Here is a 25,141-nt window from a genome sequence, read left to right on the forward strand (position 1 = left end):
TGCCTTACTGACGAGCTGTATAAGAAGGCAGGGAAGATGGTTGAATAGCAGGCTGCGGATAGAACTGAAGCAATTCGCGCTCCATCTGATCGCAATAGGAGATGACCTGTTGCATTTGGCGGATGGCTTGGTCATGTCCGTGAAGGGCATGTTGGATGACCTGAACAGCCTGTTGTTCACGGGCGGCAAGCTGCTGCAAGGTAGCTGCGTTTTGCTGCTCCTGTTGCAGCAATTGCCGGTAAGTATTGCTTGTTTGCATAGTTTGTTGGATCATTTGCTGGACCACTTGTTTGCATTGATCAAGTTCCTGTTTCGCGTGTTGCAAGTTGTGCATCTTTACAACCTCCTGGAATATGGTCATGACGTACAACCATAGGATGATCGTAAAGAAGGCGTTTCATAACCGCCGGTCTCATTATTTCGGCAGACGGATACTTCCCAGCGGCCAGTAGACCAGCTCGGCGCGACCGACAACATGGTCAAGCCGAACGGGACCGATAGCACGGCTGTCCATGCTGTTGTTCCGGTTGTCCCCCATGACGTAGATATGACCCTCGGGAACGGTAATCGGCCCGAAGTCCTCAGTCAAAGTAACGCCGGCAGCCGCAGCCTTCAGCTTATTGGAGGTCAGAAAAGATTCATTGACGGGTTGGCCATTCACGTAAAGCTGATCGTTCCTTGCTTCTACAGTGTCACCGGCTAATGCCACGACACGCTTGATCCAGTTTTCTCCAGAGGCATCCGGATGAATGATCACGATATCCCCGATTTGAGGCTGTTTGAGGTAAAAAATCGCTTTATTCACAATCACGCGTTCGCGATCATGCAAAGTACTTTCCATGGAGCGGCCCTGTACAACATAAGGAGCCATGATAAACACGTAGATGAAAGCGGTCAGACCGCCTATGAGGACAAACGACTTTACCCAATCCAGCAATTCTCTTTTCCATTTGGCCGTACGTTGAATTTGTTGTTCCATTTGAAATCTCCCATATACGAGTTTCTCCGTCGGTACTGGCAGTGAATAGCAAAAATGACGGATGTCCTTATTATACATGCTTTCCGAACAGAGAAGAAGGAAGAAAGATGGAGAACAGTGGGAAAGAATAAGGAAACGCATTACATCTGTTGTTCATCGTTTTGTCACAAATAGATCTCTTGCCAAGATTCCCATTATGAGGTAAGATGACATTGTAAAATAGTTTTACAGTAAAAATATTAAACTGTAAACGCATCGTCCAACTCATATCCACCTATTTTCAGGCAGGAGCATAAACGCCAAAAGAAAACGCAAAATACTTGAACTATGTCTTCGAACCCGATATAGTTTTATAGTAAAAGTATTTACTTTCTGAAAATGGGTGATGATGTGAGCGATATCTCTCGCAAAGTTCAAATCGAGGAATTGGACCAGGCTTTCGTCGAAATGGCACGATACTTCATCAGTCACTGGCTTGTAGAAGAGGATGAAGTAATCAGTCCCAAACAGTTTATTTTGCTTCGTGTCCTCTACGACAAGGAACGAAGCACCGTATCTGACCTTGCAACGTTGCTGCGGCAATCCAACAGTGCTACCACCATTGCGTTAAACCGATTGGTGAAGGCGGGGTATGTCAACCGTATTCGCGACGAACAGGACAGACGGGTTGTGTGGGTGACTGTTTCAGAGAAGGCGATCCCCTTGATCGAACGCTTGCTGGGCAAACGGAGAGACCTGATGACCGGGTTGCTAAGAAACCTGAGCGACCAAGAGATCGAACAATTTACGATGTTCCTGCGCAAGATGAAGGAAGGTCTTCAGGAATAGCCGAAAAACGGAAGTACATAGCCCGACAGTATCAAAGAGATATTTTGGACAGCGTGAACAGGAGACAGGAGTGTATGTATCATGAAAAAAATGACAACTCTTATGCTCGGTTCCATGGTTCTGGGCGCAACGCTGTTTACCAATGCTGCATTCGCAAATGAAGCGGCAGGTCAACCTGTCATTCAGGGAAGCTGGATGGCTATGCCTTTGGAAAAGCAATCCATCACAATCAGCAACAAATCCAATGAGCCTGTTACACCAAGAGGATGGATGGGTTCTGTACTTGAAGATCAATCCATTGTCATCAGCGGCAAAGATACAACGCAAGTAGCTCCAAAAGGCTGGATGCAAATGCCGGTGGAGGATCAATACGTGGTGCTCTCCCCTGAGCAGGTACAAACCGATGCACAGCGGACTGGCTGGATGCAAATGCCTAAAGAGGATGAGACCATTGTTCTGTCCACAGCCACACCAGAAGTGGAAGCTGCACGCACAGGCTGGCAGGCTGCTCCAACCGAGAAAAATTCGATCGTGATCTCCAGCAAAACATTCGACAACTCCAAGCAAGCTGCTTGGACATGGAATGTACCGGTTTCCGACAGCGATAAATAAGAAACTGCAGGTGTGAAAAGCAACCTCTCTTTTTCAAAGGGAGGCTGCTTTTTTCTTTGCTGTCCGACGAGAGATGAAAGGGCTTCAGATATCATTAAAATATTTTTTATTGACTTACAAAGATTGATCGGGAAAAATAGAAGGTGGAGTCAGAAAATTAAAAAAGAGGTGTCGAAAAGATGAGAGATCCCCGCTTGGAAGAATTGGCACGAAATCTCGTTACCTACTCCGTTCGGGTACAGCCAGGAGAGAATGTATTGATTCATTCGGTCGGCAATACACCCGAGCTGGTTCAAGCCCTAGTCAGAGAGGTGTACGCAGCAAAAGGAAATCCATTCGTGCAACTGGTCAATCCTCAAATCAAACGTGAGCTGGCCAAACAATGTACGGAGGAACAGCTGAAGCTGTTGGCGGAAAGCGAGACCGCATTTATGCGGAAAATGGATGGCTATATCGGCATTCGTGCTTCTGATAACATCAATGAACTGTCAGACGTGCCTGCTGACCGGATGAGCTTGTATTCCCGTCTGTACGAATTGCCTGTTCAGGATATTCGGGTGCCGGAAACCAAATGGGTGGTCCTTCGTTATCCAAATAACTCGATGGCACAGCTCGCGAACATGAGTACAGATGCCTTCGAGCAGTTTTATTTCGAGGTATGCAATCTCGATTACAGCAAAATGAGCAAAGCGATGGATAGCCTGGTCAGCTTGATGAACCGCACGGATCGGGTGCGTATCGTCGGACCGGGTACGGATCTGCGTTTCTCCATCAAGGATATCCCGGCGGTAAAATGTGCGGGTCTGCGAAATATCCCTGACGGAGAAGTATACTCGGCACCCGTGAGAGATTCAGTAGAAGGGGTCATCACCCACAATGCTCCGACACCGTATAACGGATTTACGTTTGAGCAGGTATGCCTCCACTTTGAGCAAGGGAAAATCGTGAAAGCAGCAGCGAATGACACAGAGCGATTGAATGCGATTTTGGACACGGACGAGGGTGCTCGTTATATTGGAGAGTTTGCCATTGGAGTAAATCCGATCATTCGCAATCCGATGAAAGATATTTTGTTTGATGAAAAGATCGACGGCAGCTTTCACTTTACCCCCGGCCAATGCTACAAGGAAGCGTATAACGGGAACAAATCTTCCGTTCACTGGGATATGGTATCGATCCAACGCCCAGAGTGGGGCGGAGGAGAGATCTGGTTTGACGACGTGTTGATTCGAAAAGACGGCCGTTTCATAATCCCGGAACTGGAGTGCCTCAATCCAGAAAACCTCAAATAATGATGTCGTTAGGCTTTCATGAAGTCCCTCATGCGCTCCTCTGCGAGTGCGGGGTTCATATCTATCTGAAAGACCATGTACAGATTGCTGGTAGTGGAAATGGTTCTGCGAGAAGCCGTGTACAAAGTTGGCTTTGACTGCTTGATCAGTGTCATGATTTCGACGACGGGCGGCACAACTTTCTTGATCCGTAGCAGCCCTTGCAAATAGCGGACCAATTTTTGGACGGTAGCGGGGTGATCGTGATCGGGAAGCTCGCCAATCAGATCGTAGAACTCACGGATAATCAACTGTTTGACTTGAAGTGGGTCTTCCGTGTTGAGCGGTTTCAAAGTCATTCACCTCGTGTTTGAAATGGAATACTCGTTTCCTATTACCCGGTATCTGAGAGAGATAAACGTAAAAAGAACCCGAAACTGAACTGTACATCCAATTGGTAGTGGTGTCTAACAATTGGGGTGCAGTTCAAACCGGGTTCTTTTTTCTGTGTTTTTTTATGAATGATCACGCAGTGCGCGCTCTTCGGCAGGAATGCGGATGCGAAGCAGCAGCCACAGGTTGCAGCAAGTGAAGACCACAGCTGTAGCATAGGCGGAAAAGGTAAGCGGCAGCATAAACAGCTCTGTCGTCACGATCCAGTAGTTGGGATGACGGAGAAAGCGGTAAGGCCCGCGTTTGACAGGAGGGGAGCCGGGGAGGACGTAAATCCTCGTGTTCCAGCGTCGGCCGAGTGTGATGATGCACCAATAACGAAACAGTTGGGCGACCAGAAAAATCGCAAACGTGATTCCCCACCAAGGGGCTGGCGAACCGCCCCGCATCCATCCTTCGATAAGCAAGGAGACAAAAAAGGAGATGTGCAAAAGCAGGATGTATTTGTAATGATCGGCCCCCACCTCAAATCCCCCAAGGGACCGAACATAGCGGGCATTTTTCTTGGCGAGGGACAACTCCAGCATCCGCTGAACTACCACAGAAGCATAGACAAGCAAGAAAAAAGTCACGTTTTCTCACCTCGCTTCCAGCAACAGAAGTTCCGAGCTGAAACCCGGGCCAAGCGCCGCCAGCAATCCTTTTTCTCCAGACGACCACGCTGTTTCCAAGCTTTTTTCCAGTACAAATAAAACGGTAGGGGAAGACATATTGCCGTACTCATTCAATACATGTTCGGAAAAACGGGTAGACGAGGGGGGGAGATCAAGCGCTTGTTGATAGGCGGTCAGCACTTTTGCTCCGCCTGGATGGAAGATAAAATGAGTCAGGTCCTGCAAAGAAGAATCCATGCGGCCCAGAAAGCTATCGACATTTTCACGCATGGCGGAATGGATCAATGGGGGGATATCCCGGGAGAAAATCACTTTCAAACCAGCTTCGGTCATTTCCCAGCCCATGACATCCAGCGTATCCCGCCAGGTTCGGGACTCCGACCCACAGACATAAAGATGTGGCGCGTGGTCAGCCGTTCGCGGCACCTCATCCCCCTCAACCAGAACGGCGGCGGCTCCGTCGCCAAATAGACAGGTCGCAACCAAATTGCTTTTGGAGAGATCGTTTCGAATGAAGGTCAAACCGCATAGCTCAACGCTAATCAGGAGCGCTCTGCGCTGCGGAAAGGCACGAACGTATTCACACGCGCGAGCCAGACCCATTGCCCCGCCAGCACAGCCTAGCCCCCAGAGAGGAAGGCGTGTGGTATCCGGACGCATGCCCAGACGATTGATCAGCCTGGCATCCATGCTGGGAGTGGCTATGCCGGTACTGGTTACAAACAGCAGGCAATCGATCTGGGCAGGTGTGCATCCGGCGCGTTCCAGACAGTCCTTTCCCACCTTCGTGCCCAAGGCTTCCGCGTGCTCCAGAAATAATCGGTTTTTCTCGGCGAATCCATGCGCGACACCAAACCAGTCCAATGGCATGCAAAAATAGCGTTTCCGAATTTGGCTATGGGAAAAGACGGTCAAGAGACGGTCTATGTCTGGGTAGGCATCCTGAAAAAAAAGGCGGGCTACCGCCATGGAGTCCTCTTGCGTTACTTCATGGGCTGGAACTGCCGTGGATACTGCTGCAATGCGTGGCATCACTCTCACCCTCCAGGTTGGCAATCAGTACCATTTTCCCCGAAAGGGCGATTCATAATGCATGCAATTTGCGTTTGCTCCCGATCAAGAGACTGCTGGTGCAGGGTCTTTCGTTGCGGTATCGGGATTTGATTTCGAGGTTGCCTTCTTTACAAGCAAGTATTGAAAGAATCCGGCAATCATCAACAGAAGACCGATGATCGAGAACCAATAGGCACCGCCGATGTTTCGAAATGCCACGGCACCGGTCGTAGGGTCGATTGTGCCGGTAATGCCCCAGTTTGCGCCGAAGACAGAAAAGTACCTCCCCCGGAATTCTTCGGGAGCGAGGACGGAAATCGCCTTTTGAATCTGCGGACCGTAGAGCATCTCGCCAATTGTAAAGATGGCTTCCGACACGACGAGCAGCCAGAAAAACGGAGCCCAGCCGTAGCCGAGGCCGACACAGCCAAGCAGTAGATAGGCGAGCAGAATTACCCGCTGTGGAGGGAAGCGTTCAGCGAATTTCGCGATGACGATTTGACAGCAAACGACCAGGATTCCATTAATCGTCAGCAAGGTGGCGAATACGGTCAAGAAGTCGTCAAACCGCGTACGCAAATGCTGTGGCAGGATGATCTCTACTTGTGAATACAAAAGAGAGACAGGGATGGCTGCAAGCGTCATCCACAGGAGTGTGGTATGTTCGCGCAGCTTCAGCTTGGGTGCCGTTGGCTGTGAATGGCTCGCACTGGCCTGTTTGTCTTTGTTTGCAGTATCCCTCGGGAGCGTCTCTGGGATCTTCCAGATGATGAGCAGACAGTAGATAAACAAGGCGGCTGAGCAAATCGCAAAGGCAATACCGGGATTGATCTTGTACAAGGTCACACCAATCAGGGGACCGGCTGCGGCTCCGATATTCAGCGCAGTATGAAGCAGTGCAAATACCTCGCTTCGCTTTTCCTCTGGTACCACATCGGTCACCTGTGCACTGGCTGCCGGCCAGAACAAGGAGGCACCGATCCCGTTGAGAATCGTCAAGGCAGCAAAAGCGTACAGGGAATCCGCCCAAATATAACCGGCCATGGACACAGATTCGATCAGCAGGGCAGTCACCATCAAGGGTTTACGCCCATAACGGTCAGCGAGACCACCTGCGTACAGACTGGAGACGATGCTTGTAAGAGGCTGAAGACTTGTAATCATCGCTGCAATCAATAAATTACCATCCATGCGATCATACAGGTAAAAAGCGAGAAAAGGACGAAGCATAAATCCGGCAAACGTCGTCAGGATGGTTCCGATAACGCGAATCCAAATCGTGGTATCGTAGCGCGAAAGAATCGTATGCAGCCAAGTCATGCAACAAAATTCCTCTCTTTTGATCAAATTTATTTTTTTGTAAGGAATAGTATACGAGAGAGGAAACGGAAAAGAAAGAGGATTGTTTCGGTTGGAAAAATTCTGACTGGGCACATTTTGTCCAACTTTTAACTTGAAGTTCATAGGGCGCAAAGGTAAAATATTCCTATAATTGAGCTTATAGACCTAAATTTCCACTTGTCAAATGGGGCTTTAGGTCTAAAAAACCAAAAAACGGAAGCGGTTGCAGAATTACCGGAGGGGATGTTGTGAATTCACGCTGGATCGGTTTGGCGGCGTCCTTTTTTGTGAGTGGAGTGTGGATGTCAGCTTATGGACTGCCGGAAAGTGAAGGAACGGCTGCTTTCGTCTTGACTGTAGCCATCGTTCAGACAGTGGCAGCCTATCGGGTAGGGCAGTATGTAGACAGATTAAGAAAATTGGCTTACCTGGACTCCCTCACAGGGGTTCTGGTCAATCGCCGTTTTTTTCAACGCATGGAGGAAGAGGTAGAGCGAGGACGTCGCCATCAATACCCGGTCACCCTCTTGTTTATTGATCTTGATAATTTCAAAGTGTTTAATGACACCTATGGCCATCTGGAAGGCGACAAGCTTCTCTGTGACTTTGCGCAATTGCTGCAGCACAGCGTCCGGGTTCAAGATCAGGTTGGGCGTTGGGGGGGTGAGGAGTTTGTCGTCTTGCTTCCTCATACGGAAACAGAGCAGGGGGCAATGGTAGGTGGGCGCATTCAGGCAAATGTAAGAGAGGCGTTTAAAGGTATCACCGTGAGCATGGGAGTAGCTACCTTTCCTCTCCATGCTGATTCCGCTACACAATTGGCGCTCAAAGCCGATACCTTGATGTATGAAGCAAAGAAACAGAAAGATTGTATGCTCGTTGCGTCCAAATAAAGAAATGTGAAGTTGGCAACACTATCACTCGTACCCTTTTGAGGACGAGTGATTTTTATTTGTCACCCGCCTTTACAAAAACTTAACATTATCTTAAAGAAAAAAATACACATTTGTCCTTGTTTTTAAATTTACCTCAACAAAGTTGTTCGATATAATCGGTGAGGCGTGATTTATTCAAAGGAGTGACCACATTCTCATGTTAAAAAGCAAAAAGCATATCTTCTTTGACTTGTTTGAACAGCAGATTGCCAATGTCCACAAAGGAACGCATTTATTTTATGAGATGATCGGCAATTATCAGGACCTGGAAACAAAAGTGAAAGAGATCAAATCTGTGGAGAAAGAAGGGGACGATATTGTTCGCCGCATAATGAACGAATTGAACTCTACTTTCATCACTCCGCTTGAGAGAGAAGACATCCACCAGTTGGCTCATACCATGGACTCCATGATTGACTATATTGACGGGGTAGCAGACCGGATGTATTTGTACCAGGTTCGTCAGCCTGATCCGCGTGTGCTTGCGCAAGCGAATATTCTGGTGAAATGTTCGGCAAAATTGATCGAATTGATTCGCACCTTGCGCAAACTGGATCACCATGTTGTGGCCAAATACGCTGCAGAGATCAAAGAGCTGGAGCATGAATCCGACTCCAACTACCGGAAAATGGTATCTGATCTCTTGAATGCACCTGACGCCGATCCGATTGAAGCGATCAAGCTGAAGGAAATCTACGACAAGCTGGAAGACTGTGCTGACTTTGCCGAAGACGTATCCAACCTCGTAGAAGGGATCGTGCTGAAGAATGCCTAGTTTTTCCCCGGATTTGGTTATTATGATCCTGGTCGTGATCTTGGCGCTCAGTTTTGACTTTATCAACGGGTTCCATGACACTGCAAATGCGATCGCGACCTCTGTATCTACACGCGCACTGAGTCCGCGTACGGCTATTCTTATTGCCTCCATCCTGAACCTCATCGGTGCGCTCACCTATACGGGAGTAGCAAAAACAATCGGGGGGTCGATTGCTGACCCGTTCAAGCTGGAAAACGGACTGGTCGTTGTTTTGGCTGCCTTGACATCCGCGATTCTCTGGAATCTGATTACCTGGTGGTTTGGTATTCCCAGCTCCTCCTCCCATGCGTTGATTGGCGGTATCGCAGGGGCAGTTGTGGGTGCCGCGGGAGTCGGTTCCATCAATATGGCTGGTTTTTTAAGCATTGTACAAGCCTTGATCTTCTCACCTTTGATCGCGTTTGTCGTCGGTTTTACTGTGATCAAGATTGTCTCTTCCATTGTAGCCAATATGGCATATCATCCGACGAACAAAGGGTTTCGCATGCTGCAAGTGGTAGCTGCCTCCTGGCAATCCTTTAGCCACGGTGCCAACGATGCGCAGAAGACCATGGGGATCATCACGTTCGCCTTGATTTCCGGGGGCTTCATGCAGACAGAAAACGGTGATTTTTCGATTCCACTCTGGGTAAAATTTTCGGCCGCTCTGGCGATGGCGCTGGGTACCTCTTTTGGAGGCTGGCGGATTATCAAGACCATGGGTGGAAAAATCATGAAAATCAAACCGATTAGCGGTTTTTCAGCAGACCTTTCATCCGCTATGATTATTACGATTTTTACCGCTTTAAAATTACCGGTCAGTACGACACACGTCATTACTTCTTCGATTCTGGGGGTAGGTGCATCCACCAAGTTCTCAGCCGTAAAATGGGGGCTGGCTGGTCGGATTCTGGTCACCTGGGTTATTACCTTGCCAGCCACAGGGCTGCTAGCCGCCGCGTGTTACGTGGTGTATGACGTGTTCTTATAAGCAAGCTGACGCCTTTTTTCCGTCCGGGGAAGAGGCGTTTTTTCATTTTCATTTACGAACTGCGTGTCAAAGCGGCCCAAAACCCCAGTTTGGGCTTGATCATCACCATCCGGATCGATGTTCGCGGGATATAGGCCAATGCCTTGTCAGGGAGCTCCAGTAAAATTCCTTCGTCGCTGTAATCGTACAGGCGCCCTTCTTCAAAGTCAGGGTAACCGGATGCCAACATAGACGGCGCATAATGTACGCGGATGTCGCGATCCAGGTACTCCTCTAAAATTCCTGTCTGCATGAAAAGTACCCTCCTCTTTTTCTATTTCTAACAGTTTATCCACCTTTTCGACAATTCAGACGGTGGGAGAAAAAAGAAAAAACCACCGCTTAGAAAAGAAGTGGTTTTTCGCTTTAGTTGTGATTAGTCCACTGAGTTTTGTGAATGGCTGGAAAGCTTGCTTTTTCTCGCGTAGACGAGGAGCAAAATCACACCGACAGCGATCAGTGAGAGGCTCACCAATTGAGCGACACGCAAGGTACCCCCAATTAAGAGACTGTCCGTTCGCATTCCTTCAATAAAGAAACGGCCCAGCGAATAAAGAATCAGGTAACTGAAGAGCACTTGGCCGTCAAAGCGTTTGAAACGGTACAGCATGGCCATCAACAGTCCAAAAACAAGCAGATTCCACATGGATTCATACAAGAACGTGGGGTGGTAATACTGACCATTGATGTACATTTGATCACGGATAAAGGCGGGAAAATTCATCATGAATTCTTCTGTCGCCGGTCCGCCGTGCGCTTCCTGATTGATAAAGTTGCCCCACCGGCCGATCGCCTGACCCAAAATGACGCTCGGAATCATCGCATCTCCCAGAAGTAAAAACGGAAGCTTGTGTTTTCGAACATAGTAGTAACCTGCCAGGACACCGCCAATCAGTCCGCCGTGGATGGCGAGTCCGCCATGCCACACGTAAAAAACACTGAGTAGATCGTCCTTGTACTGATTCCACTCAAATATGACGTAGTAAGCCCGGGCACAAATAATCGCAGCGGGGATGATAAGAACGACCATATTCAAGACGTGATCAGGGTCGATACCAGCTCGCTTGGCGTTATATCGGGCAAGATAGGTTCCCAGAAAAAACGCAAACCCCATGATAATTCCGTACCAGTGCACCTGGATGGGGCCGAGTGTAAATGCGACTGAATCGATCAAGCTTTATTCCTCCTTGCCTCCAAGCATCTGAGCACAAGTATAGCATAGATGATCCCGTCAATTCCAATTTAAGATCGGGCGAAGATTGCACACATGCCGATCAAACGTTACTTCTTTTTCTGCAGGAATAAGAGGATAGAATCAAGGGAAGCGCGTCGGTTCGGATCATGTACCGCTTGAAAGAGATCCCCCTTTTGCTTCAACCTGGATGGAAGCGTATGAACCGTAAAGTCAGTGGGATGAATATGCGGTAGTTCCTCCCAGAGCAGCGGTGCGGAAACGGTTGCTTCTTTCCGCGCTCGTGTGGAGTAGGGGGCAGTTAGTGTTTTCCCCCGCCAGGGCTGTAGATAATCGATGTAGAGCTTGGTTCCTCTGTTCTTGACCAGGCGCTCCAATGTAATCAGGTCAGGGCGCTTTTCGGCCAAATAGGTAGCGAGAAAATGTCCCACGGAACGGGTCTCTTCAAAGGTATACCGCTTCTCGATCGGTATGTACAGCTGCAGACCGGTTGCACCCGAGGTTTTCGGGACAACAGGCAATTGCAACTCGTCAAGCAGCTCCTTTAATAGCAGAGCGGTCTCCACTACAGGCTCGAAGTCAGGGGTAGACGGGTCCAGATCAAAAACCAGCTCCGTCGGTGTTTCATCCTGGGCCAAATGAAAGGAGACATGCCACTCCAGGGCCGCCTGATTGGCCATCCAGACCATTGTTGCCACGTCGTTGCAAAGCGGAAATACTGTATTTTCCCAGCGCTTGGATGCAATCCAGTCCGGTGCATAATCCGGTAGATTTTTTTGATAGAAATGTTTGTCGCCAATGCCGTGCGGGTAGCGAATCACCGTTAACAAGCGATCCTTTGTATAAGCCAGAAAAGGAGTGGCCACATCCAGCAAATACCGAATATAATCCCACTTTGTCACATTTGCCTCGGGCCACAGCATTTTGGATGGGTTAGTGATGGTGAGTTCTTTGCCTTCGACAGTCACGGTGAGATCGGTCGCTAAGGTAGGCAAGCTGGGGTCACCTCTTTCTCATAAGGATGCTGCCACTACTTTTCCCAGATGACCAAATGCTATGCGGCTGGGGACCCTGCATATTTTGGAAAGGCAGTCCGCATAATAGGGGTAGCTTTCCAATAGTTGGTGATGAGATGAAATTTACGCGAAGAACAAAGTCGGAACAGAAGCTGGAGGAACTAAACGAAAAGAGTTTGTCTGAGCTGGAGTCTTTTTTTATTCGCCCGGCACTGAGAGAGAACATTGAAATCATCAAAAGTATGTTTCAGGACTGCTCAGACTTTGTCGTGCGGGAATTTCAACTGCAGGACAGTGTTCGTGCATGTGCCATTTTTGTTGACGGTCTGATTGACACGAAAGAAGTAAATGCTGCCTTAAGAGCACTGATGATCCTGGAAGGCGGCGAAGAGAAAGTCGAGGTCATCGAAAGTGAGATCCTTCCTGTTTCCCAGACGAATAAAGTAGAGAATTACAAGGATCTGCTCGAGGCCGTCCTCTCCGGCGATACAGGTGTACTGGTCGATGGAAACAGCACGGCGCTCTGTCTCGGAATCCGCGGGGCCGAGAAACGCTCCGTCAATGAGCCCGAAGGAGAGGCAGTCGTCCGGGGCCCGCGAGAGGGCTTTATTGAAAATATCCGGACCAATACGTCTCTCCTGCGCAGAAGGCTGAAAACTCCGAAGTTAAAAATGAAGTCAGTAGTGGTGGGGAAAGAGAGCAATACCAACCTCGTCGTTGCCTATCTGGACGGGATTGTCGATCCGGTTTTAAAAGATGAAGTTCTGACCAAGGTGGAAAATATTGACATCGACGCTATCCTGGAGTCTGGCTACGTCGAAGAGCTGATTCAGGACAACCTGTACTCCCCTTTTCCGCAGGTGCAGTATTCCGAGCGGCCTGATACCGTGGCGGCCGCTTTGCTGGAAGGGCGGGTCGCCATTTTTGTGGACGGCACTCCGATGGTCTTGATCGTCCCTGTTACGTTCTGGATGATGCTGCAAGCCAATGAGGATTATTATGAACGGTTTCAGATGGCCACGCTGATACGCTGGCTGCGCTACATCTTTCTGGTCGTCTCGCTAATCACTCCGGCTCTCTACGTGGCGGTTACCACCTTTCATCCGGAAATGCTGCCGACGACCTTGCTGTTAAGCATAGCGGCGGCTCGTGAAGCCATTCCCTTCCCTGCCATCGTGGAGGCGCTGATCATGGAGATATCCTTCGAGGCGCTGCGTGAGGCGGGAATCCGGTTGCCCAAAACAGTTGGTCAAGCGGTCAGTATTCTGGGAGCGCTGGTGGTCGGTCAGGCTGCCGTTCAAGCAGGGATTGTGTCTGCTCCGATGGTTATCGTGGTTTCCATCACGGGCATCGCCTCTTTTACCTTGCCGCACTACAATGCATCGATCTCCTTGCGCATGCTCCGATTCCCGCTGATGTTTGCCGCTGCATTTCTCGGCATCTACGGCATCCTGATCGGGTTCGTCATTATTATGGGGCATATGGCCAATCTCCGCTCGTTCGGTGTTCCTTATCTTTCGCCATTGGCACCGATGTCTGTTCGCGACTTCAAGGATGTGCTGATTCGCGCTCCCTGGACAGACCTGAAGGAACGCCCTGGCTTTCTAGGCTCGCAGGATGAATTACGTATGAGCACAAGTACAAACGATCGATCCAAATCGTAACATTCGGTATACGCAGGAGGAGAGACAAAGTGAAAAAGGGAGACCGTGTACTGCCTGCTTTCCTTGTGATGACGTTGTTAAGTACATGGCTGCTCGCAGGTTGCTGGGATCGCGTTGAAATAAATGACAGGGCTTGGGTACTTGCTTTTTCGATAGATAAAGAGGCGGATGGCCAGTATCGATTGTCTCTTCAGTTGCCGTTGGTCGGTAGCTTGGGGGGACCAACGGGCGGGGGGGGAGGAACCAGTGGTGACAAGAGCTTTTACGTGGACTCAGCCATTGGGCCAACGTTAAGGGAGGCAAGCAACATTCTGCAATCGCGGATGAGCAGACAGATCTACTATGCCCATCACCGGGTCATTATTATTGGAGAAGATTTAGCAAAGTCGGGCTTGCGTGAGATTCTGGATATCGTGGCTCGCTTCCCTGAAAACAGACTGACTTCGTATGTCGTCATGGCGAAAGGAAAAGGCGTGGACGTATTGAAGGCACAGCCACAGCTAGAGCGCTTTTCTGCAGAGGCGATGAGAGAGCTGGTTAAATTGCGCGGGGTAACGATCACCGTCAAAGATTTGGCGCAAATGTTAAACACGCCGGGAATTGATGCCCATCTACCCGTCGTGGAGGCTGTAAATTCCCAGCCGAAGGGAAAACAAAAGGAAATCCAGGGAATTGGATATTCCGTCTTTCGCGATGATAAAATGGTGTACTTTCTAGAGCGGAACAAGTCCAATACCTTTCGCTGGTTTCAGCCTACCTTCCATTTTTATTCTGCGCTTATTCCTATCAGAAAAAATAAGTTTGTTAATGTTCAGGTGGATCAGGGAAAGTTGTCAGTGAAGCCGATCCCCAAAAATGATCATGTCCATTTCCGCATGCAGGTAGCCGCACGGGCGAAACTTATTGAAGATCACAGCGGTCTTGATTGGGGGGACAGAAAAAATATCAGGATGCTGGAAAAAAAGCTGGCAGAGCAGATCTCCGGAGAAATTCGCCAAACCCTGCTGGAGACAGTCAATCAGCATCAGAGCGATCCCATTGGCCTTGGGCTTATTTTAGCTCGGAACTATCCACGGCTTTGGAAACAAAAGTACCGTGAGAACTGGACCGACCACTTAAAAAACGTCACCTATGAAATCCATATTCGAACCAGTATTCAAAGTGTAGGGCAGACCACCGAAAATCTGACCGAGGAGGAGCCAAGGCGATGAACCTCGTTTTTACCGGGATCTTCCTGCTTCTGTTCGCCATCTCGTTTATCAGGGATATCCTTCACAGAGAAAGGTTCTCCCCGCGCATGAGGTGGACGGTTTTTTGCCTGTATGTACTGGCCCTGATCATATTCGTGACGGGTTATCGAAAGGTGGGTTTCCAGACATCATTCCACAGCATCATCAGCAATATTGAGTTTCATATGAAGTCCTGGATGTACGGCATGTATGAATGAAGAAAAGGAGGCGGGAGAGATGCGGACGAAACAGGTAATCAACCACCGCCAGATTGCCTGGATCACTGGCGGTATTTTAATGACAGGCTCTCTTGTCAGTCTGCCGCAGCAACTGGCAGCAATCGCGAAGAACGACGCTTGGTTTTCTCAATTCTTTCCTGCTTTGTATGTCATACTGGTCGCTTATGTATTTGAACGGTTGATCCGGGCGTTTCCGGGGAAAAACCTGTTCGAGATTCTGAATGAAATTGCTGGCCGCTTTTTCGGAACCATTTTGAACAGTGCACTTCTGCTCTATTTCTTGAGTATTCTCATGAGGGACGTAAAAGGGGTTGGTCATTTTCTGAAGCTGAGTATTCTGAGGTCAACTCCGATAGAAATCGTCCTGCTCGTCTTCGTCTTGACGCTGATTTTCTTCGGTCGGACCAGTCTCGAAGTACCTACGCGTGTGAATGAAATGTATTTGCCCCTTTTTTTTTCCTTCTCGATGATCATGTATTTTATCTTGGCGAACGAGTACAACGTGGCACGGATTGAACCGATTTTAGACAGCAAGATTACCGCCTTGATTCTGAGCAACTGGATGGCCACAGGCATGTACGGAGATATTTTTGTGTGGGGCTCCTTTCTGCATGCGGTCTCTCAATCCCGGGTGTTTTTTTCAGCAGTAAAGCACGGAGCGGTGATGGCGGGTTTTTCCATCATGGTGATTATCATTATTCAACTGGGGGTCTTGGGATACATCATCACAAGTCGCTTGAATTACCCGGTCTACGTGCTCGTCCAGCAGATTCATTTGACTGATTTTCTGGAACGGGTAGAGGTGATCCTGTTCAGTATCTGGTTTCCTGCTTTTACGATTAAAGTCGTCATTACCTATTTGGCACTGCTAGTTGGATTGAGCTCGATGCTGGGAAATGAGAATTACAAATCGCTCAATATCCCCTTCGGCTGGTTCGTTCTGGTCTTGTCCTTGCATACGTTTCCGCACATCAACGATATCAACAACTTTATCGGTTTTTTACTGCCATTGATCGTTCCGCTGCTGCAGTGGCCGCTTTTGTTGTTTCTGTTTTTTCACGCATATAAACGTATGAAAAATCGGGCCGGTTCGGATGAAGCACAGCATCCCCTCATCAAACGTTATCGGTTATACAGCAAAATGGGCTGGTACGCCTTTGCCCTCTGTGGGGTAGCTGTTATAATAGGGGCGCTCCTCGAGCCCTTTCAAGGGATGCTGGGGCTGGTGAGTGGCAGCGTCTATTTCTTTTTTTACCTTGGTGCTCTGATCTTTTCCTATCTCGAGTTGCAATCGCTTAATCACATCATGACGATCGCCAAATCCATCGCAAAAAGGGCATGAGGGAGGGGGGCCATGGAGTTAAAACCAATCATACCGTTTGAGCCGATCAGCACGGAGCAATATCCGGATGGACCCGACTGGGTGGCCCAGATCAAATGGGATGGTGTACGTGTCCTCACCTATTTTGATGGCAGCGTGGTTCGTCTATGGAACAGGAAAATGCATGAACGAACTCTCCATTATCCCGAGATCACCGACCTCACTACGTACTGTCATGCCAGTTCCGTCATTTTGGATGGGGAAGTGATTGCTCTTGGGTCAGACGGCAAGCCCTCTTTTTACGAAGTGATGCGAAGAGACGGTCTTAGACGGATGGAAAAGGTTCCGCAGATGCAAAAGGAAGTTCCCGTCACGTATATGATTTTTGATATTCTCTATTGGAATGGCGAATGGATTACATCTTACCCCTTAGTGGAACGGCAGCGCATACTGAGCAAAATCATCACGCCGAATAACCACGTGCAACTGGTCGAGAATTTTGACAACGCTGAAGCTCTGTACCAAGTCGTCCAGGCGCAGGGAATGGAAGGCGTGTTAATGAAAGATCTGTCGAGCAGTTACTTGATTAACGGAAAAGATCCGCGCTGGCGGAAGAAAAAGTTTTATCGGGATATTATTGCGGTCGTTGGCGGGATTACTCTGAGGGATCAGATCGTAAATGCACTGCTCCTGGGGCTTTTCGATCAACAAGGCCGCTTGTGGTATATCGGCCACGCAGGAACGGGAAGGCTTTCAAAAAACGATTGGGTGAACCTGACCGAACGAATCAAACCACTTGTGCAAAAAAAGATGCCCTTTGCTCAAAAGCCGCCACGGACCGCCGATGCGATCTGGCTCCAACCGGAGATTACGGCCAAGATCAAATTTGCTGAATGGAAGGAAGGGCACTTCCTCAGGCAGCCAAGCATCCAAGGCTTTGTTGACACTCCTGCCCACGCTTGCCTTCTGCCATAACCAATTGTAAATGATTGCCTGCACGCAACATATTTTCCCCTTGGCTATGAAGCTGAACCGGACAAAAACTGTTTCTGTAGACCCACATGAGGTGGGTTTGATACGATGAAGATCGTTTGAAACAGTAGAGTGATGGTTGAGGTGGTTCAGTTGGATGTGTATGCAAACCTAAAGCAAGGCGAACGCGGTGTATGGATCAGTATCATCGCCTACATCTTCTGTTCCATCGTAAAAGTAGCTATCGCCTGGTACGCCGGTTCTGAGGCGTTGCTCGCGGATGGTTTAAACAATACAACGGACGTCGTCGCTTCGATAGCAGTGCTCATCGGGCTGCGAATCGCCAGGAAGCCGCCGGACAAAGATCACCCGTACGGCCATTTTCGGGCAGAAACCATTTCCGCACTCGTTGCTTCCTTTATTATGTTTGCTGTGGGAGTGGAGGTACTTTTGCGCGCTGTGCCTTCCCTCTTTTCCCCAGAGTCTACAGCGCCAGACATCGTGGCGGGATGGGTTGCCTTGGGTTCAGCAGCGCTGATGCTGTTGGTCTATCGCTACAATATCCGGCTGGCCAAATCAGTCAACAGTCAAGCATTAGAGGCTGCAGCGATGGATAACCGTTCGGATGCATGGGTAAGCATCGGGACCTTTGCCGGAATAGCCGGGGCCCAGTTCCAGCTCCATTGGTTGGACCCGCTGGCTGCACTGGTAGTGGGCCTGATCATCGTGAAGACGGCATGGGATATATTTCGCGAAGCGACGCATCGATTGACCGATGGATTTGACTTTGACGAGCTGGAAAACTTGAAAGGGACCATCTCAAAAATACCCGGTGTGAGCGAAATCAAAGATATCAAAGCAAGGTATCTGGGAAGCAGCATCATCGTGGACGCTACGATCCACGTCGATCCGGAACTAAATGTGCTGGAGAGTCATGTCATCACCGAACAGATCGAACAGAGAATGAGTGAAGAGCATCGGATCAAGACAGTTCATATTCATATCGAACCGGATGAGCGGTTGGCTCGTTGACGGCCATACTAGGAGGTTTCTGCCTTTTTACGACGCAGTTTTTTGGTTGTCGACGTCGTTTTTGCCTGTTGGGCAGCAGGAGCGGGCTCGACCTGCTTCTTTCCCGGAAGCGGCGAGGGCGTCGGTTCTGGTTCGATTCGCGCAGGGGTAGCCTGGTTTCCAGTGGCGGCCAGGCTCTCTCGCAGCGCCTGCATCAGGTCGACGACATTGGCCCTAGGAGCAGAAGGTGCAACCGCGACTTCTTTGCCCTCCTTCTTTTTCTCGATCATTGCTTGCAGGTCGCTGCGGTACTCATCTTTGTATTTGACCGGATCAAATGTAGTGGTCAGATTGTTGATCAGTTCCGCAGCCATCTTGCGTTCATTTTCGGCCAAAGTGATATCGGCTTCAGGCAGGGCGGGGACCTGGGAAACCGGACGTACCTCATCGGGGTAGTAGATGGTTTCCATCATGATACAATGCTGATAGAGGCGGATGACGGCGAGACTTTCCTTATTTCTCATTGTAACTTTCGCGACTGCAATTTTGCCGGTTTCCTTCATGGCTTCTCGGAGCAGGGTATACGCTTTGTCTCCCGTCTCCTGCGGGGAGAGGAAATAGCTTTTGTCAAAGTAAATCGGATCGATTTCGGAAAGGTCTACAAAATCGACGATTTCAATCGCCCTGCGCGTTTCCGGTGTGATTGCTTCCAGATCTTCATCCGTAATTATCACATAGTTTCCTTTCTCGTATTCAAAGCCGCGGACGATGTCTTCGGCGTTTACTTCTTTTTCGCAATGGGGGCACATCTTGGCATACCGAATCGGGGTATGACACTCTTTATGAAGCTGTCGAAAACGTACATCCCGTTCTTCTGTAGCCGTAAACATCCGTACAGGGATATTCACAAGGCCAAAGCTGATTGATCCTTTCCATACAGTGTGCACACAAAAACCTCCCTGGGTAGCTTGTCGATTACCTGTAGTATCCGCTAAATCCAGGCGCTGCAGAGAGGGAAAAACCGGATAGAAAAAAGCCAGCCTATGAAGAAGGCTGGCTTGCTTTGCTTTGGTAACAGTTTATTGGCCGTGCTTGATAATATCGGATTGATCTGCTTCAGACTGCAGCCGGCGTGCCTCTTCTTTGCCTGTACCGGTTCGGTCGGCACGAGATTGGGCAGCGGCGGCGGCTTGTTTTTGTTTGGATGGGAGCTTCTCTGCCATACGAATCGCCTCCAATTTCAGAACTGCTGATAGTGTACCCCGAGCGGAGGAAAAAAAACACCCCACCGCAATATACGGTGAGGCAGCAGCCCATCTCTCCCGGAAACGGGAACGACGGCACGGAATGCTCCTATCAGACACGCCGTGCGCAGGTAGAGACTGCTTTTCAATTATGGGAGAGGAGAAACCGGAGGAAGAGCTTATGGGGAAACGTAAGTCTTCTCCGCGGTTGTCAGCGACACCGTTGCGTCGCTATCCATATTCTTTTCCAAAGGGCGTCGAAAATATACATCAACACCGTGATGGACCGCTAAAAGAATTTCCACTGGACAATTTTACCCGCACTGGCGGTTATGTTAGTATGAAATCATTCTCACGATTCTACCAGTAGACTCAACAGTAAAGGTGAAATGAACATGCGCGTAATCTCAGGAGATCACAGAGGTCGCAAGCTGGCTGCTGTACCTGGAAAAGGCACACGGCCGACCACTGATAAAATAAAAGAATCTATTTTCAATATGATCGGCCCGTATTTTTCAGGCGGCTGGGCTTTGGATCTGTACGCTGGGACAGGCGGCTTGGGGATCGAGGCGCTGAGCAGAGGCACAGACAAATGTGTATTTGTGGAAAGAGATCCAAAGGCTTTTGGCATCGTCAAACAGAACGTGGCTGCGTGCAGGCTGGAAGAGCGGGCAGAGCTGTATCGAATCGATGCTGCCAGAGCATTAAAGCAGCTTTCCAAACGCAATATCGCTTTTGATCTGGTTTTTCTTGATCCGCCTTATGCCCATCAGCAGATTGCAGATGAGATCAGGCAACTCCAGGAGGGAAGTATGCTCGCAGCAGACGCCTGGGTCGTAGCCGAACATGATAGCGGGCTCCGTCTGCCGGAGGAAATTGGCGGCTGTTATGCAGACAGGGTGTCCACCTACGGAGAGACGACGATTACCATTTATCGCTTTGGGGGTAACTCCGAGGCGGGCAGTGACGAAGGGGGAGACGAAACATGACGATTGCGGTATGCTCGGGGAGCTTTGACCCCGTGACAAACGGTCACCTGGATATCATCTCCAGAGCTGCCCGGATCTTCGATAAAGTGATTGTTGCTGTCCTGGTAAATTCACAAAAACAGTCGCTTTTTTCCGTTGAAGAAAGGGTGGAGCTGCTCGCTGCTTCCACTGCACATCTGCCCAATGTGCAGGTAGATTCATTCAGCGGTCTGCTGATTACCTACATGCAGGAAAAAGGGGCGAAGGTGATTCTGCGCGGCCTGCGTTCCAATGCGGATTTTGACTATGAAATGCCGATCGCGGCCGCCAATAAACATCTGGATCATGACGTCGAGACCTTTTTTCTGCTCACTAATCCGCAGTATGCGTATCTAAGCTCCAGCATCGTCAGGGAATTGGCCAAATACCAGGCAAGCACAACAGGATTGGTACCCCCGGTCGTTGAAGAAGCACTGATTCGCAAGTTTTCGGGTATTTCCAGCTAACAACAAACCTGTTAGTCAAAGCAATCAGTGCGGACGCTTGAAACGTCGGGACCGAAAGAAGAGGCTGACAAGGAGCAACAACAGTAAGATTCCAGCCGCAGCAAGGCCAGAGTAAAGCAAGCTGTCCCACCAATTTCCAACAGGTACTCCCTCCGCCGTCGTCGGCAGGAAAACGGGTATATCTTCATCAGAAAACCAACTGGACGCCGTAATCGGTTTCCAGCAGAAGTAGGCGAGCAAGGAGGCGAGAGCCGCGTGAATGGCACGTCCGACCAGATAGGGCGTCACGCGGATATCCGTATCGTTCAGGATGCTGGCTACTTGAGCGTGAACGCTGATTCCTCCCCAGGAGACGATGGCACTGGCGACGACAGCCTTCCAGATCATCGGAATTCCAGCGCCGACTTCGCTCACTCCCTGCGCCCCCAGCGTTACTTCGAATAAGCCGGCAATCATGCCGGATGAAAAGGCTGATGGGACCCCCAAAGGACCGAGGAAAACCGCAAGCACCGCGCTTAAAAAATGAGTGACTTCAATCGTGGCAAACAGTTGAATCAACACCGAGAAGACAATAATAAATCCACCGATCATCAAAAGCGTCTGCAGAGCAGATTGGACGGCTTCGCCCATCAGTTTGCCAAAAGGCCGCCGGTCGCGAAGGCGTGCCCGATGCATAGCCTGAAGCGCACGGAGTGGCAGGGGCAAATGATTTTTTTCAAGCGGTTTGCTGGACGGAGAAAACGGCGAATAAAAGCGATAGAGCACCCCGAGCAAGAGAGCAGAAAAATAGTGGCTGAAGGCAAGCACAAAGCCGAACTGTTCACTGTGGAAAAAACCGATGGCGACAGCTCCAATGACAAATAAGGGATCGCCGGTTGTCGTAAATGAGACGAGGCGTTCTCCTTCTGCTTTGGTAATGCTTCCTTGTTCACGAAGGCGCGTGGTCAGTTTGGCCGCCACCGGATAACCAGAAGCAAAACCCATGGTCAATACGAAACCGCCTGTTCCGGGCACATTAAAGAGCGGTCGCATCATGGGCTCTAATAAGACGCCGGTAAAATGGACGACACCAACACCCATCAGGATTTCTGACAACACGATAAACGGAAGTGTGGAAGGAAAAACGACCTCCCACCAAACTTGTAAGCCTCGGATGGCCGCTTCAAAGGATGTCTCGGGATGAGAAACCAGGATGATGACCAGCGCGATCGCTGAACAAGCATATAACAATGTAAGAAGGGGAGAGCGGCGTGTCATGGCTACCTCCTGTCCTGCAAGCTAGATAGTACATGTCTACGTGGAGGAGGACAAAACTATTCGTTGCCATTGATGTGTGAAAAGTTTTGGAGAGTGGCCACATACGTTGTAGGGAGGGGGATGTGGACATGGAGAAGAAAAAGAAGCCGACGATTGGCCTTGCGCTCGGCTCAGGAGGAGCAAGAGGCTTTGCACATATTGGGGTGCTCAAAGTATTCAAAGCACATGGGATCGAGGTTGACATGCTGGCTGGTAGCAGCATGGGCAGTTTGATTGGAGCCGTTTATGCCAACGGAATCGATCCGGAGATGCTTGAAAAGCTGGCGCTTAATTTAAAACGGAAGCATTGGCTGGACTTGACGGTACCCAGCCTTGGATTTGTTACCGGCGAAAAAATCAAGCAATTGGTACGGTTGTTGACACATGGGAAACTGATTGAGGAACTGGAAAAAGAGCTGGCCATTGTCGCGACCGATATCGAAACGGGAGAGCGGGTCGTCTTTCGCAGTGGACCGGTTGATCAAGCCGTTCGTGCCAGCATCTCCATACCCGGGATTTTTGTGCCGGAGCGGATCGGGGATCGGCTGTTGGTGGACGGAGGGGTGATTGACCGCGTACCGATCACGGTAATCAGGGACATGGGAGCCGATCTGGTCATTGCGGTGGATGTCGCCTTGTTCGATACACCGATGAAAGTCACGTCCATTTTTGATGTCATCGCCCAAACGATTGATGTCATGGAGCGGGAAATATTACGTCATCGCATCCTTGCCGCCGATCTCGTAATTCGTCCTGATGTTGGACACTATAGCAGTATCGCTTATACGGGAGTAGAAGAAATTATTGCGCTCGGTGAACAAGCCGCACTCCAACACATCGAATATATTCAGAAAATGATCGCGGACTGGGGGCAGGAACATGAGTGACGAACAAATAAGGATTCACCGGAATAGAAGATCAAACCGCTTCACCCGCTGGCTGCTCATCATCATTCCGATTGCCATGGGATTGCTGTTTTTTGTGCCTACATCGTATTATGTAACAAGACCTGGCTCCGCAATGAAGCTGGCCCCGATCATCCACGTTGAGGGCGGGGTTAAAGATGAAACCGGCTCCTTTATGCTCACTACAGTACGGATGGGAGAGGCAAATCTGGCCTGGTATCTCTACTCGCTTTTTTCACCGGATGCGGAATTGATGGATAAAAGACTGGTGGTCAGTGAAGGGGAGAGCAACGAAGATTTTACAAAACGCGAGCTGGCCGTGATGGATAACTCCCAAAAGGTAGCCGAGGCCGTTGCTTTTCGCATTGCCGGCTATGATGTAAAGGTGGAAAACCAGGGAGTCTGGGTGATGGGAATCGTTGCCGGCATGCCAGCGAAAAATGTGCTGCAAATCGGAGATGTGATCGTCTCCGTAGACGGCAAGCCGACACCGAAGAAGGAGGATTTGCTCAGCTATTTATCTGGAAAGAAAGCCGGGGATCAGGTTTCGCTGTCGTTTATCCGTGACGGCAAAAAAGAAGAACGAACACTTCAGTTGATGCAATTGCCCAATTCGCAAACCGCAGGGATTGGGATACGTCCGGACGATAAGCAAGAAATCACGATTCCTAAAAAAGTAACCATCAGCTCAGAGGGAATTGGCGGTCCCTCCGCAGGACTGATGATGACTCTGGAGATGTATGATCAACTGAATGCGGAGCAGGACTTGACACGCGGGTATCAGATAGCGGGAACCGGCACCATTTCGCTGGACGGGTCTGTGGGCAGAATCGGCGGGATCAATCATAAAATCGTTGCTGCGGACAATGCGGGAGCAGAGATCTTCTTCGCACCTGACGACGAGAGTGGCACCATCACCAATTACCAGGAAGCGGTAGCAACAGCAAAGCGGATCGGCACTTCGATGAAAATCGTACCGGTCAAAACCGTAGAAGACGCGCTGGATTACTTGCGTTCACAGCCGCAAAAACAGTCCTGAGGCAAAGTGGCTGTCAAGGAAAAATGGTTGACAAAGAAAAAAGCAGAAGCTATAATCATCTTTGTTGTGCAAGAGGTGAAACCTGTGAATATTAAAATTGCCGATTTAGAACATCGCAAGGGAGAGCCGCTCCGGTTCCAGCTTACATTGGATGCGGACGAGCTCAAACGGCGTCATCAGGAGATCCGCGGTTTGACTCCGGTTCAAACATCTGGAGAAGCGGCCAAGCTGGGTGACCTTTACTATGTAAATGGCAACATGCAGGCCGACGTTGATTTCGTCTGCTCGCGCTGCTTGCGACCGTTCAAAGAGCACGTCGAGGTTCCGTTTTCTGAAACCTTCGCTGAGGAAGGATCGGAGCTCATCGACGACGAGGACAGCGAGATTCTTTCATTGGAAGGCGATGAAATTGAGCTGGTTCCTTTGTTGCAAGAGAATTTTTTGCTCGACATCCCCTCATTTCCCTTGTGTACGGATGATTGCCAGGGCTTGTGTCCGACCTGCGGTGTGAATCGCAACGAACAAGCCTGCAGCTGCAAAAACGAGCGCATCGACCCGCGCTTGGCCGGGTTGGCTGACTTTTTCAAAGACAGCCAGTAAGTAACTTCGTTTTCAAGATGAGGCAGC

General features: G+C 49.6%; 29 protein-coding genes. 17 read left to right on the forward strand and 12 right to left on the reverse strand.

Annotated features, from left to right (window positions below; genetic code table 11):
• Positions 1–4 precede the first annotated feature (4 nt).
• Positions 5–334: a hypothetical protein gene (locus NDK47_RS10670; RefSeq protein ID WP_251874801.1), complete on the reverse strand. Its 330-nt coding sequence runs from the start codon at positions 332–334 to the stop codon at positions 5–7.
• A gap of 81 nt (positions 335–415) precedes the next feature.
• The gene (gene lepB / locus NDK47_RS10675; protein ID WP_251874802.1) at positions 416–979 is read right to left on the reverse strand and encodes a signal peptidase I; all 564 of its coding nucleotides are present in this window, start codon (positions 977–979) and stop codon (positions 416–418) included.
• 390 nt (positions 980–1,369) lie between these two features.
• On the opposite strand from lepB, the gene NDK47_RS10680 reads away from it, so the two are divergent.
• The 3 genes from NDK47_RS10680 (at position 1,370) to NDK47_RS10690 (ending at position 3,711) form a co-directional block, all read left to right on the forward strand.
• On the forward strand, positions 1,370–1,807 hold the full coding sequence (locus tag NDK47_RS10680) for a MarR family winged helix-turn-helix transcriptional regulator (RefSeq protein WP_251874803.1): 438 nt from the start codon (positions 1,370–1,372) through the stop codon (positions 1,805–1,807).
• An 81-nt stretch (positions 1,808–1,888) separates the two neighbouring features.
• Entirely contained in the window at positions 1,889–2,419 is a 531-nt protein-coding gene (locus tag NDK47_RS10685) for a hypothetical protein (protein WP_251874804.1), read from the forward strand.
• A 179-nt stretch (positions 2,420–2,598) separates the two neighbouring features.
• Positions 2,599–3,711, forward strand: a complete 1,113-nt coding sequence (locus tag NDK47_RS10690) for an aminopeptidase (protein ID WP_251874805.1) — start codon at positions 2,599–2,601, stop codon at positions 3,709–3,711.
• Positions 3,712–3,719: 8 nt separating this feature from the next.
• Here the strand turns inward: NDK47_RS10690 and NDK47_RS10695 are convergent, their stop codons facing one another.
• The 4 genes from NDK47_RS10695 to NDK47_RS10710 all read right to left on the reverse strand — a co-directional run bounded on the left by NDK47_RS10695 (position 3,720) and on the right by NDK47_RS10710 (position 7,130).
• On the reverse strand, positions 3,720–4,043 hold the full coding sequence (locus NDK47_RS10695) for a hypothetical protein (RefSeq protein ID WP_251874806.1): 324 nt from the start codon (positions 4,041–4,043) through the stop codon (positions 3,720–3,722).
• 162 nt (positions 4,044–4,205) lie between these two features.
• Complete coding sequence (locus tag NDK47_RS10700; protein ID WP_251874807.1) at positions 4,206–4,715, reverse strand: isoprenylcysteine carboxyl methyltransferase family protein; 510 nt, start codon at positions 4,713–4,715, stop codon at positions 4,206–4,208.
• Positions 4,716–4,721: 6 nt separating this feature from the next.
• Complete coding sequence (locus NDK47_RS10705) at positions 4,722–5,789, reverse strand: type III polyketide synthase (RefSeq protein ID WP_251874808.1); 1,068 nt, start codon at positions 5,787–5,789, stop codon at positions 4,722–4,724.
• 84 nt (positions 5,790–5,873) lie between these two features.
• A complete protein-coding gene (locus tag NDK47_RS10710; RefSeq protein WP_251874809.1) occupies positions 5,874–7,130 on the reverse strand; it encodes an MDR family MFS transporter in 1,257 nt (418 codons plus the stop codon).
• Between the two features lie 269 nt (positions 7,131–7,399).
• Here NDK47_RS10710 and NDK47_RS10715 point away from each other — a divergent pair, with 269 nt between their 5' ends.
• The 3 genes from NDK47_RS10715 (at position 7,400) to NDK47_RS10725 (ending at position 9,873) form a co-directional block, all read left to right on the forward strand.
• Entirely contained in the window at positions 7,400–8,044 is a 645-nt protein-coding gene (locus tag NDK47_RS10715; protein ID WP_251874810.1) for a GGDEF domain-containing protein, read from the forward strand.
• Between the two features lie 199 nt (positions 8,045–8,243).
• A complete protein-coding gene (locus NDK47_RS10720) occupies positions 8,244–8,861 on the forward strand; it encodes a DUF47 domain-containing protein (RefSeq protein WP_251874811.1) in 618 nt (205 codons plus the stop codon).
• Positions 8,854–9,873 (forward strand): inorganic phosphate transporter, encoded by a 1,020-nt coding sequence (locus NDK47_RS10725; protein WP_251874812.1) that lies wholly within the window; start codon positions 8,854–8,856, stop codon positions 9,871–9,873. The genes NDK47_RS10720 and NDK47_RS10725 overlap by 8 nt, the downstream gene beginning before the upstream one ends.
• A 52-nt stretch (positions 9,874–9,925) precedes the next feature.
• Here NDK47_RS10725 and NDK47_RS10730 read toward each other — a convergent pair whose 3' ends face one another.
• The 3 genes from NDK47_RS10730 to ligD form a co-directional block, all read right to left on the reverse strand.
• Positions 9,926–10,165, reverse strand: coding sequence for a hypothetical protein (locus NDK47_RS10730; protein WP_251874813.1), 240 nt, complete (start codon positions 10,163–10,165; stop codon positions 9,926–9,928).
• Positions 10,166–10,288: 123 nt separating this feature from the next.
• On the reverse strand, positions 10,289–11,086 hold the full coding sequence (gene lgt, locus NDK47_RS10735) for a prolipoprotein diacylglyceryl transferase (RefSeq protein ID WP_251874814.1): 798 nt from the start codon (positions 11,084–11,086) through the stop codon (positions 10,289–10,291).
• Between the two features lie 107 nt (positions 11,087–11,193).
• Positions 11,194–12,099, reverse strand: coding sequence for a non-homologous end-joining DNA ligase (gene ligD / locus NDK47_RS10740; protein ID WP_251874815.1), 906 nt, complete (start codon positions 12,097–12,099; stop codon positions 11,194–11,196).
• Positions 12,100–12,236: 137 nt separating this feature from the next.
• Between ligD and NDK47_RS10745 the strand changes: the two genes are divergently transcribed.
• The 6 genes from NDK47_RS10745 to NDK47_RS10770 all read left to right on the forward strand — a co-directional run bounded on the left by NDK47_RS10745 (position 12,237) and on the right by NDK47_RS10770 (position 18,577).
• A complete protein-coding gene (locus NDK47_RS10745; RefSeq protein ID WP_251874816.1) occupies positions 12,237–13,784 on the forward strand; it encodes a spore germination protein in 1,548 nt (515 codons plus the stop codon).
• A gap of 29 nt (positions 13,785–13,813) precedes the next feature.
• A complete protein-coding gene (locus NDK47_RS10750) occupies positions 13,814–14,995 on the forward strand; it encodes a Ger(x)C family spore germination protein (protein WP_251874817.1) in 1,182 nt (393 codons plus the stop codon).
• Positions 14,992–15,231 carry a hypothetical protein gene (locus NDK47_RS10755; protein WP_251874818.1) on the forward strand — a complete coding sequence of 80 codons (240 nt, stop codon included), beginning with the start codon at positions 14,992–14,994 and terminating at the stop codon, positions 15,229–15,231. Before NDK47_RS10750 ends, NDK47_RS10755 begins: the two co-directional genes overlap by 4 nt.
• Positions 15,232–15,250: 19 nt before the next feature.
• On the forward strand, positions 15,251–16,594 hold the full coding sequence (locus NDK47_RS10760) for a GerAB/ArcD/ProY family transporter (RefSeq protein ID WP_251874819.1): 1,344 nt from the start codon (positions 15,251–15,253) through the stop codon (positions 16,592–16,594).
• A gap of 12 nt (positions 16,595–16,606) precedes the next feature.
• A complete protein-coding gene (locus NDK47_RS10765) occupies positions 16,607–17,548 on the forward strand; it encodes an ATP-dependent DNA ligase (protein ID WP_251874820.1) in 942 nt (313 codons plus the stop codon).
• A gap of 150 nt (positions 17,549–17,698) precedes the next feature.
• The gene (locus NDK47_RS10770) at positions 17,699–18,577 is read left to right on the forward strand and encodes a cation diffusion facilitator family transporter (protein WP_251874821.1); all 879 of its coding nucleotides are present in this window, start codon (positions 17,699–17,701) and stop codon (positions 18,575–18,577) included.
• 8 nt (positions 18,578–18,585) lie between these two features.
• Here the strand turns inward: NDK47_RS10770 and ku are convergent, their stop codons facing one another.
• Together ku and NDK47_RS10780 are read right to left on the reverse strand one after the other, a co-directional pair.
• Positions 18,586–19,503 (reverse strand): non-homologous end joining protein Ku, encoded by a 918-nt coding sequence (gene ku / locus NDK47_RS10775; protein ID WP_251874822.1) that lies wholly within the window; start codon positions 19,501–19,503, stop codon positions 18,586–18,588.
• A gap of 132 nt (positions 19,504–19,635) precedes the next feature.
• Positions 19,636–19,779 (reverse strand): hypothetical protein, encoded by a 144-nt coding sequence (locus NDK47_RS10780; RefSeq protein ID WP_251874823.1) that lies wholly within the window; start codon positions 19,777–19,779, stop codon positions 19,636–19,638.
• Positions 19,780–20,195: 416 nt separating this feature from the next.
• Here NDK47_RS10780 and rsmD point away from each other — a divergent pair, with 416 nt between their 5' ends.
• Together rsmD and coaD are read left to right on the forward strand one after the other, a co-directional pair.
• The gene (rsmD, locus tag NDK47_RS10785; protein ID WP_251874824.1) at positions 20,196–20,789 is read left to right on the forward strand and encodes a 16S rRNA (guanine(966)-N(2))-methyltransferase RsmD; all 594 of its coding nucleotides are present in this window, start codon (positions 20,196–20,198) and stop codon (positions 20,787–20,789) included.
• Positions 20,786–21,274, forward strand: a complete 489-nt coding sequence (gene coaD / locus NDK47_RS10790; protein WP_251874825.1) for a pantetheine-phosphate adenylyltransferase — start codon at positions 20,786–20,788, stop codon at positions 21,272–21,274. The genes rsmD and coaD overlap by 4 nt, the downstream gene beginning before the upstream one ends.
• Positions 21,275–21,298: 24 nt before the next feature.
• Here coaD and ylbJ read toward each other — a convergent pair whose 3' ends face one another.
• On the reverse strand, positions 21,299–22,531 hold the full coding sequence (ylbJ, locus tag NDK47_RS10795; protein ID WP_251874826.1) for a sporulation integral membrane protein YlbJ: 1,233 nt from the start codon (positions 22,529–22,531) through the stop codon (positions 21,299–21,301).
• 128 nt (positions 22,532–22,659) lie between these two features.
• On the opposite strand from ylbJ, the gene NDK47_RS10800 reads away from it, so the two are divergent.
• The 3 genes from NDK47_RS10800 to NDK47_RS10810 all read left to right on the forward strand — a co-directional run bounded on the left by NDK47_RS10800 (position 22,660) and on the right by NDK47_RS10810 (position 25,114).
• Positions 22,660–23,457 (forward strand): patatin-like phospholipase family protein, encoded by a 798-nt coding sequence (locus tag NDK47_RS10800; RefSeq protein WP_251874827.1) that lies wholly within the window; start codon positions 22,660–22,662, stop codon positions 23,455–23,457.
• Entirely contained in the window at positions 23,450–24,514 is a 1,065-nt protein-coding gene (locus NDK47_RS10805) for a SepM family pheromone-processing serine protease (protein WP_251874828.1), read from the forward strand. Before NDK47_RS10800 ends, NDK47_RS10805 begins: the two co-directional genes overlap by 8 nt.
• 84 nt (positions 24,515–24,598) lie before the next feature.
• On the forward strand, positions 24,599–25,114 hold the full coding sequence (locus NDK47_RS10810; RefSeq protein WP_251874829.1) for a YceD family protein: 516 nt from the start codon (positions 24,599–24,601) through the stop codon (positions 25,112–25,114).
• Positions 25,115–25,141 lie beyond the last annotated feature (27 nt).

This window comes from Brevibacillus ruminantium, assembly GCF_023746555.1.
Lineage (GTDB): Bacteria > Bacillota > Bacilli > Brevibacillales > Brevibacillaceae > Brevibacillus > Brevibacillus ruminantium.

Excerpts from the sequence above, each read along its gene's own strand:
- NDK47_RS10670 (WP_251874801.1), bottom strand. The coding sequence starts at position 334 with ATGCACAACTTGCAACACGCGAAACAGGAACTTGATCAATGCAAACAA.
- lepB (WP_251874802.1), bottom strand. The coding sequence starts at position 979 with ATGGAACAACAAATTCAACGTACGGCCAAATGGAAAAGAGAATTGCTG.
- NDK47_RS10685 (WP_251874804.1), top strand. The coding sequence starts at position 1,889 with ATGAAAAAAATGACAACTCTTATGCTCGGTTCCATGGTTCTGGGCGCA.
- NDK47_RS10690 (WP_251874805.1), top strand. The coding sequence starts at position 2,599 with ATGAGAGATCCCCGCTTGGAAGAATTGGCACGAAATCTCGTTACCTAC.
- NDK47_RS10705 (WP_251874808.1), bottom strand. The coding sequence starts at position 5,789 with ATGCCACGCATTGCAGCAGTATCCACGGCAGTTCCAGCCCATGAAGTA.
- NDK47_RS10710 (WP_251874809.1), bottom strand. The coding sequence starts at position 7,130 with ATGACTTGGCTGCATACGATTCTTTCGCGCTACGATACCACGATTTGG.
- NDK47_RS10720 (WP_251874811.1), top strand. The coding sequence starts at position 8,244 with ATGTTAAAAAGCAAAAAGCATATCTTCTTTGACTTGTTTGAACAGCAG.
- NDK47_RS10725 (WP_251874812.1), top strand. The coding sequence starts at position 8,854 with ATGCCTAGTTTTTCCCCGGATTTGGTTATTATGATCCTGGTCGTGATC.
- NDK47_RS10730 (WP_251874813.1), bottom strand. The coding sequence starts at position 10,165 with ATGCAGACAGGAATTTTAGAGGAGTACCTGGATCGCGACATCCGCGTA.
- NDK47_RS10745 (WP_251874816.1), top strand. The coding sequence starts at position 12,237 with ATGAAATTTACGCGAAGAACAAAGTCGGAACAGAAGCTGGAGGAACTA.
- NDK47_RS10755 (WP_251874818.1), top strand. The coding sequence starts at position 14,992 with ATGAACCTCGTTTTTACCGGGATCTTCCTGCTTCTGTTCGCCATCTCG.
- NDK47_RS10760 (WP_251874819.1), top strand. The coding sequence starts at position 15,251 with ATGCGGACGAAACAGGTAATCAACCACCGCCAGATTGCCTGGATCACT.
- NDK47_RS10765 (WP_251874820.1), top strand. The coding sequence starts at position 16,607 with ATGGAGTTAAAACCAATCATACCGTTTGAGCCGATCAGCACGGAGCAA.
- NDK47_RS10780 (WP_251874823.1), bottom strand. The coding sequence starts at position 19,779 with ATGGCAGAGAAGCTCCCATCCAAACAAAAACAAGCCGCCGCCGCTGCC.
- rsmD (WP_251874824.1), top strand. The coding sequence starts at position 20,196 with ATGCGCGTAATCTCAGGAGATCACAGAGGTCGCAAGCTGGCTGCTGTA.
- coaD (WP_251874825.1), top strand. The coding sequence starts at position 20,786 with ATGACGATTGCGGTATGCTCGGGGAGCTTTGACCCCGTGACAAACGGT.
- ylbJ (WP_251874826.1), bottom strand. The coding sequence starts at position 22,531 with ATGACACGCCGCTCTCCCCTTCTTACATTGTTATATGCTTGTTCAGCG.
- NDK47_RS10800 (WP_251874827.1), top strand. The coding sequence starts at position 22,660 with ATGGAGAAGAAAAAGAAGCCGACGATTGGCCTTGCGCTCGGCTCAGGA.
- NDK47_RS10805 (WP_251874828.1), top strand. The coding sequence starts at position 23,450 with ATGAGTGACGAACAAATAAGGATTCACCGGAATAGAAGATCAAACCGC.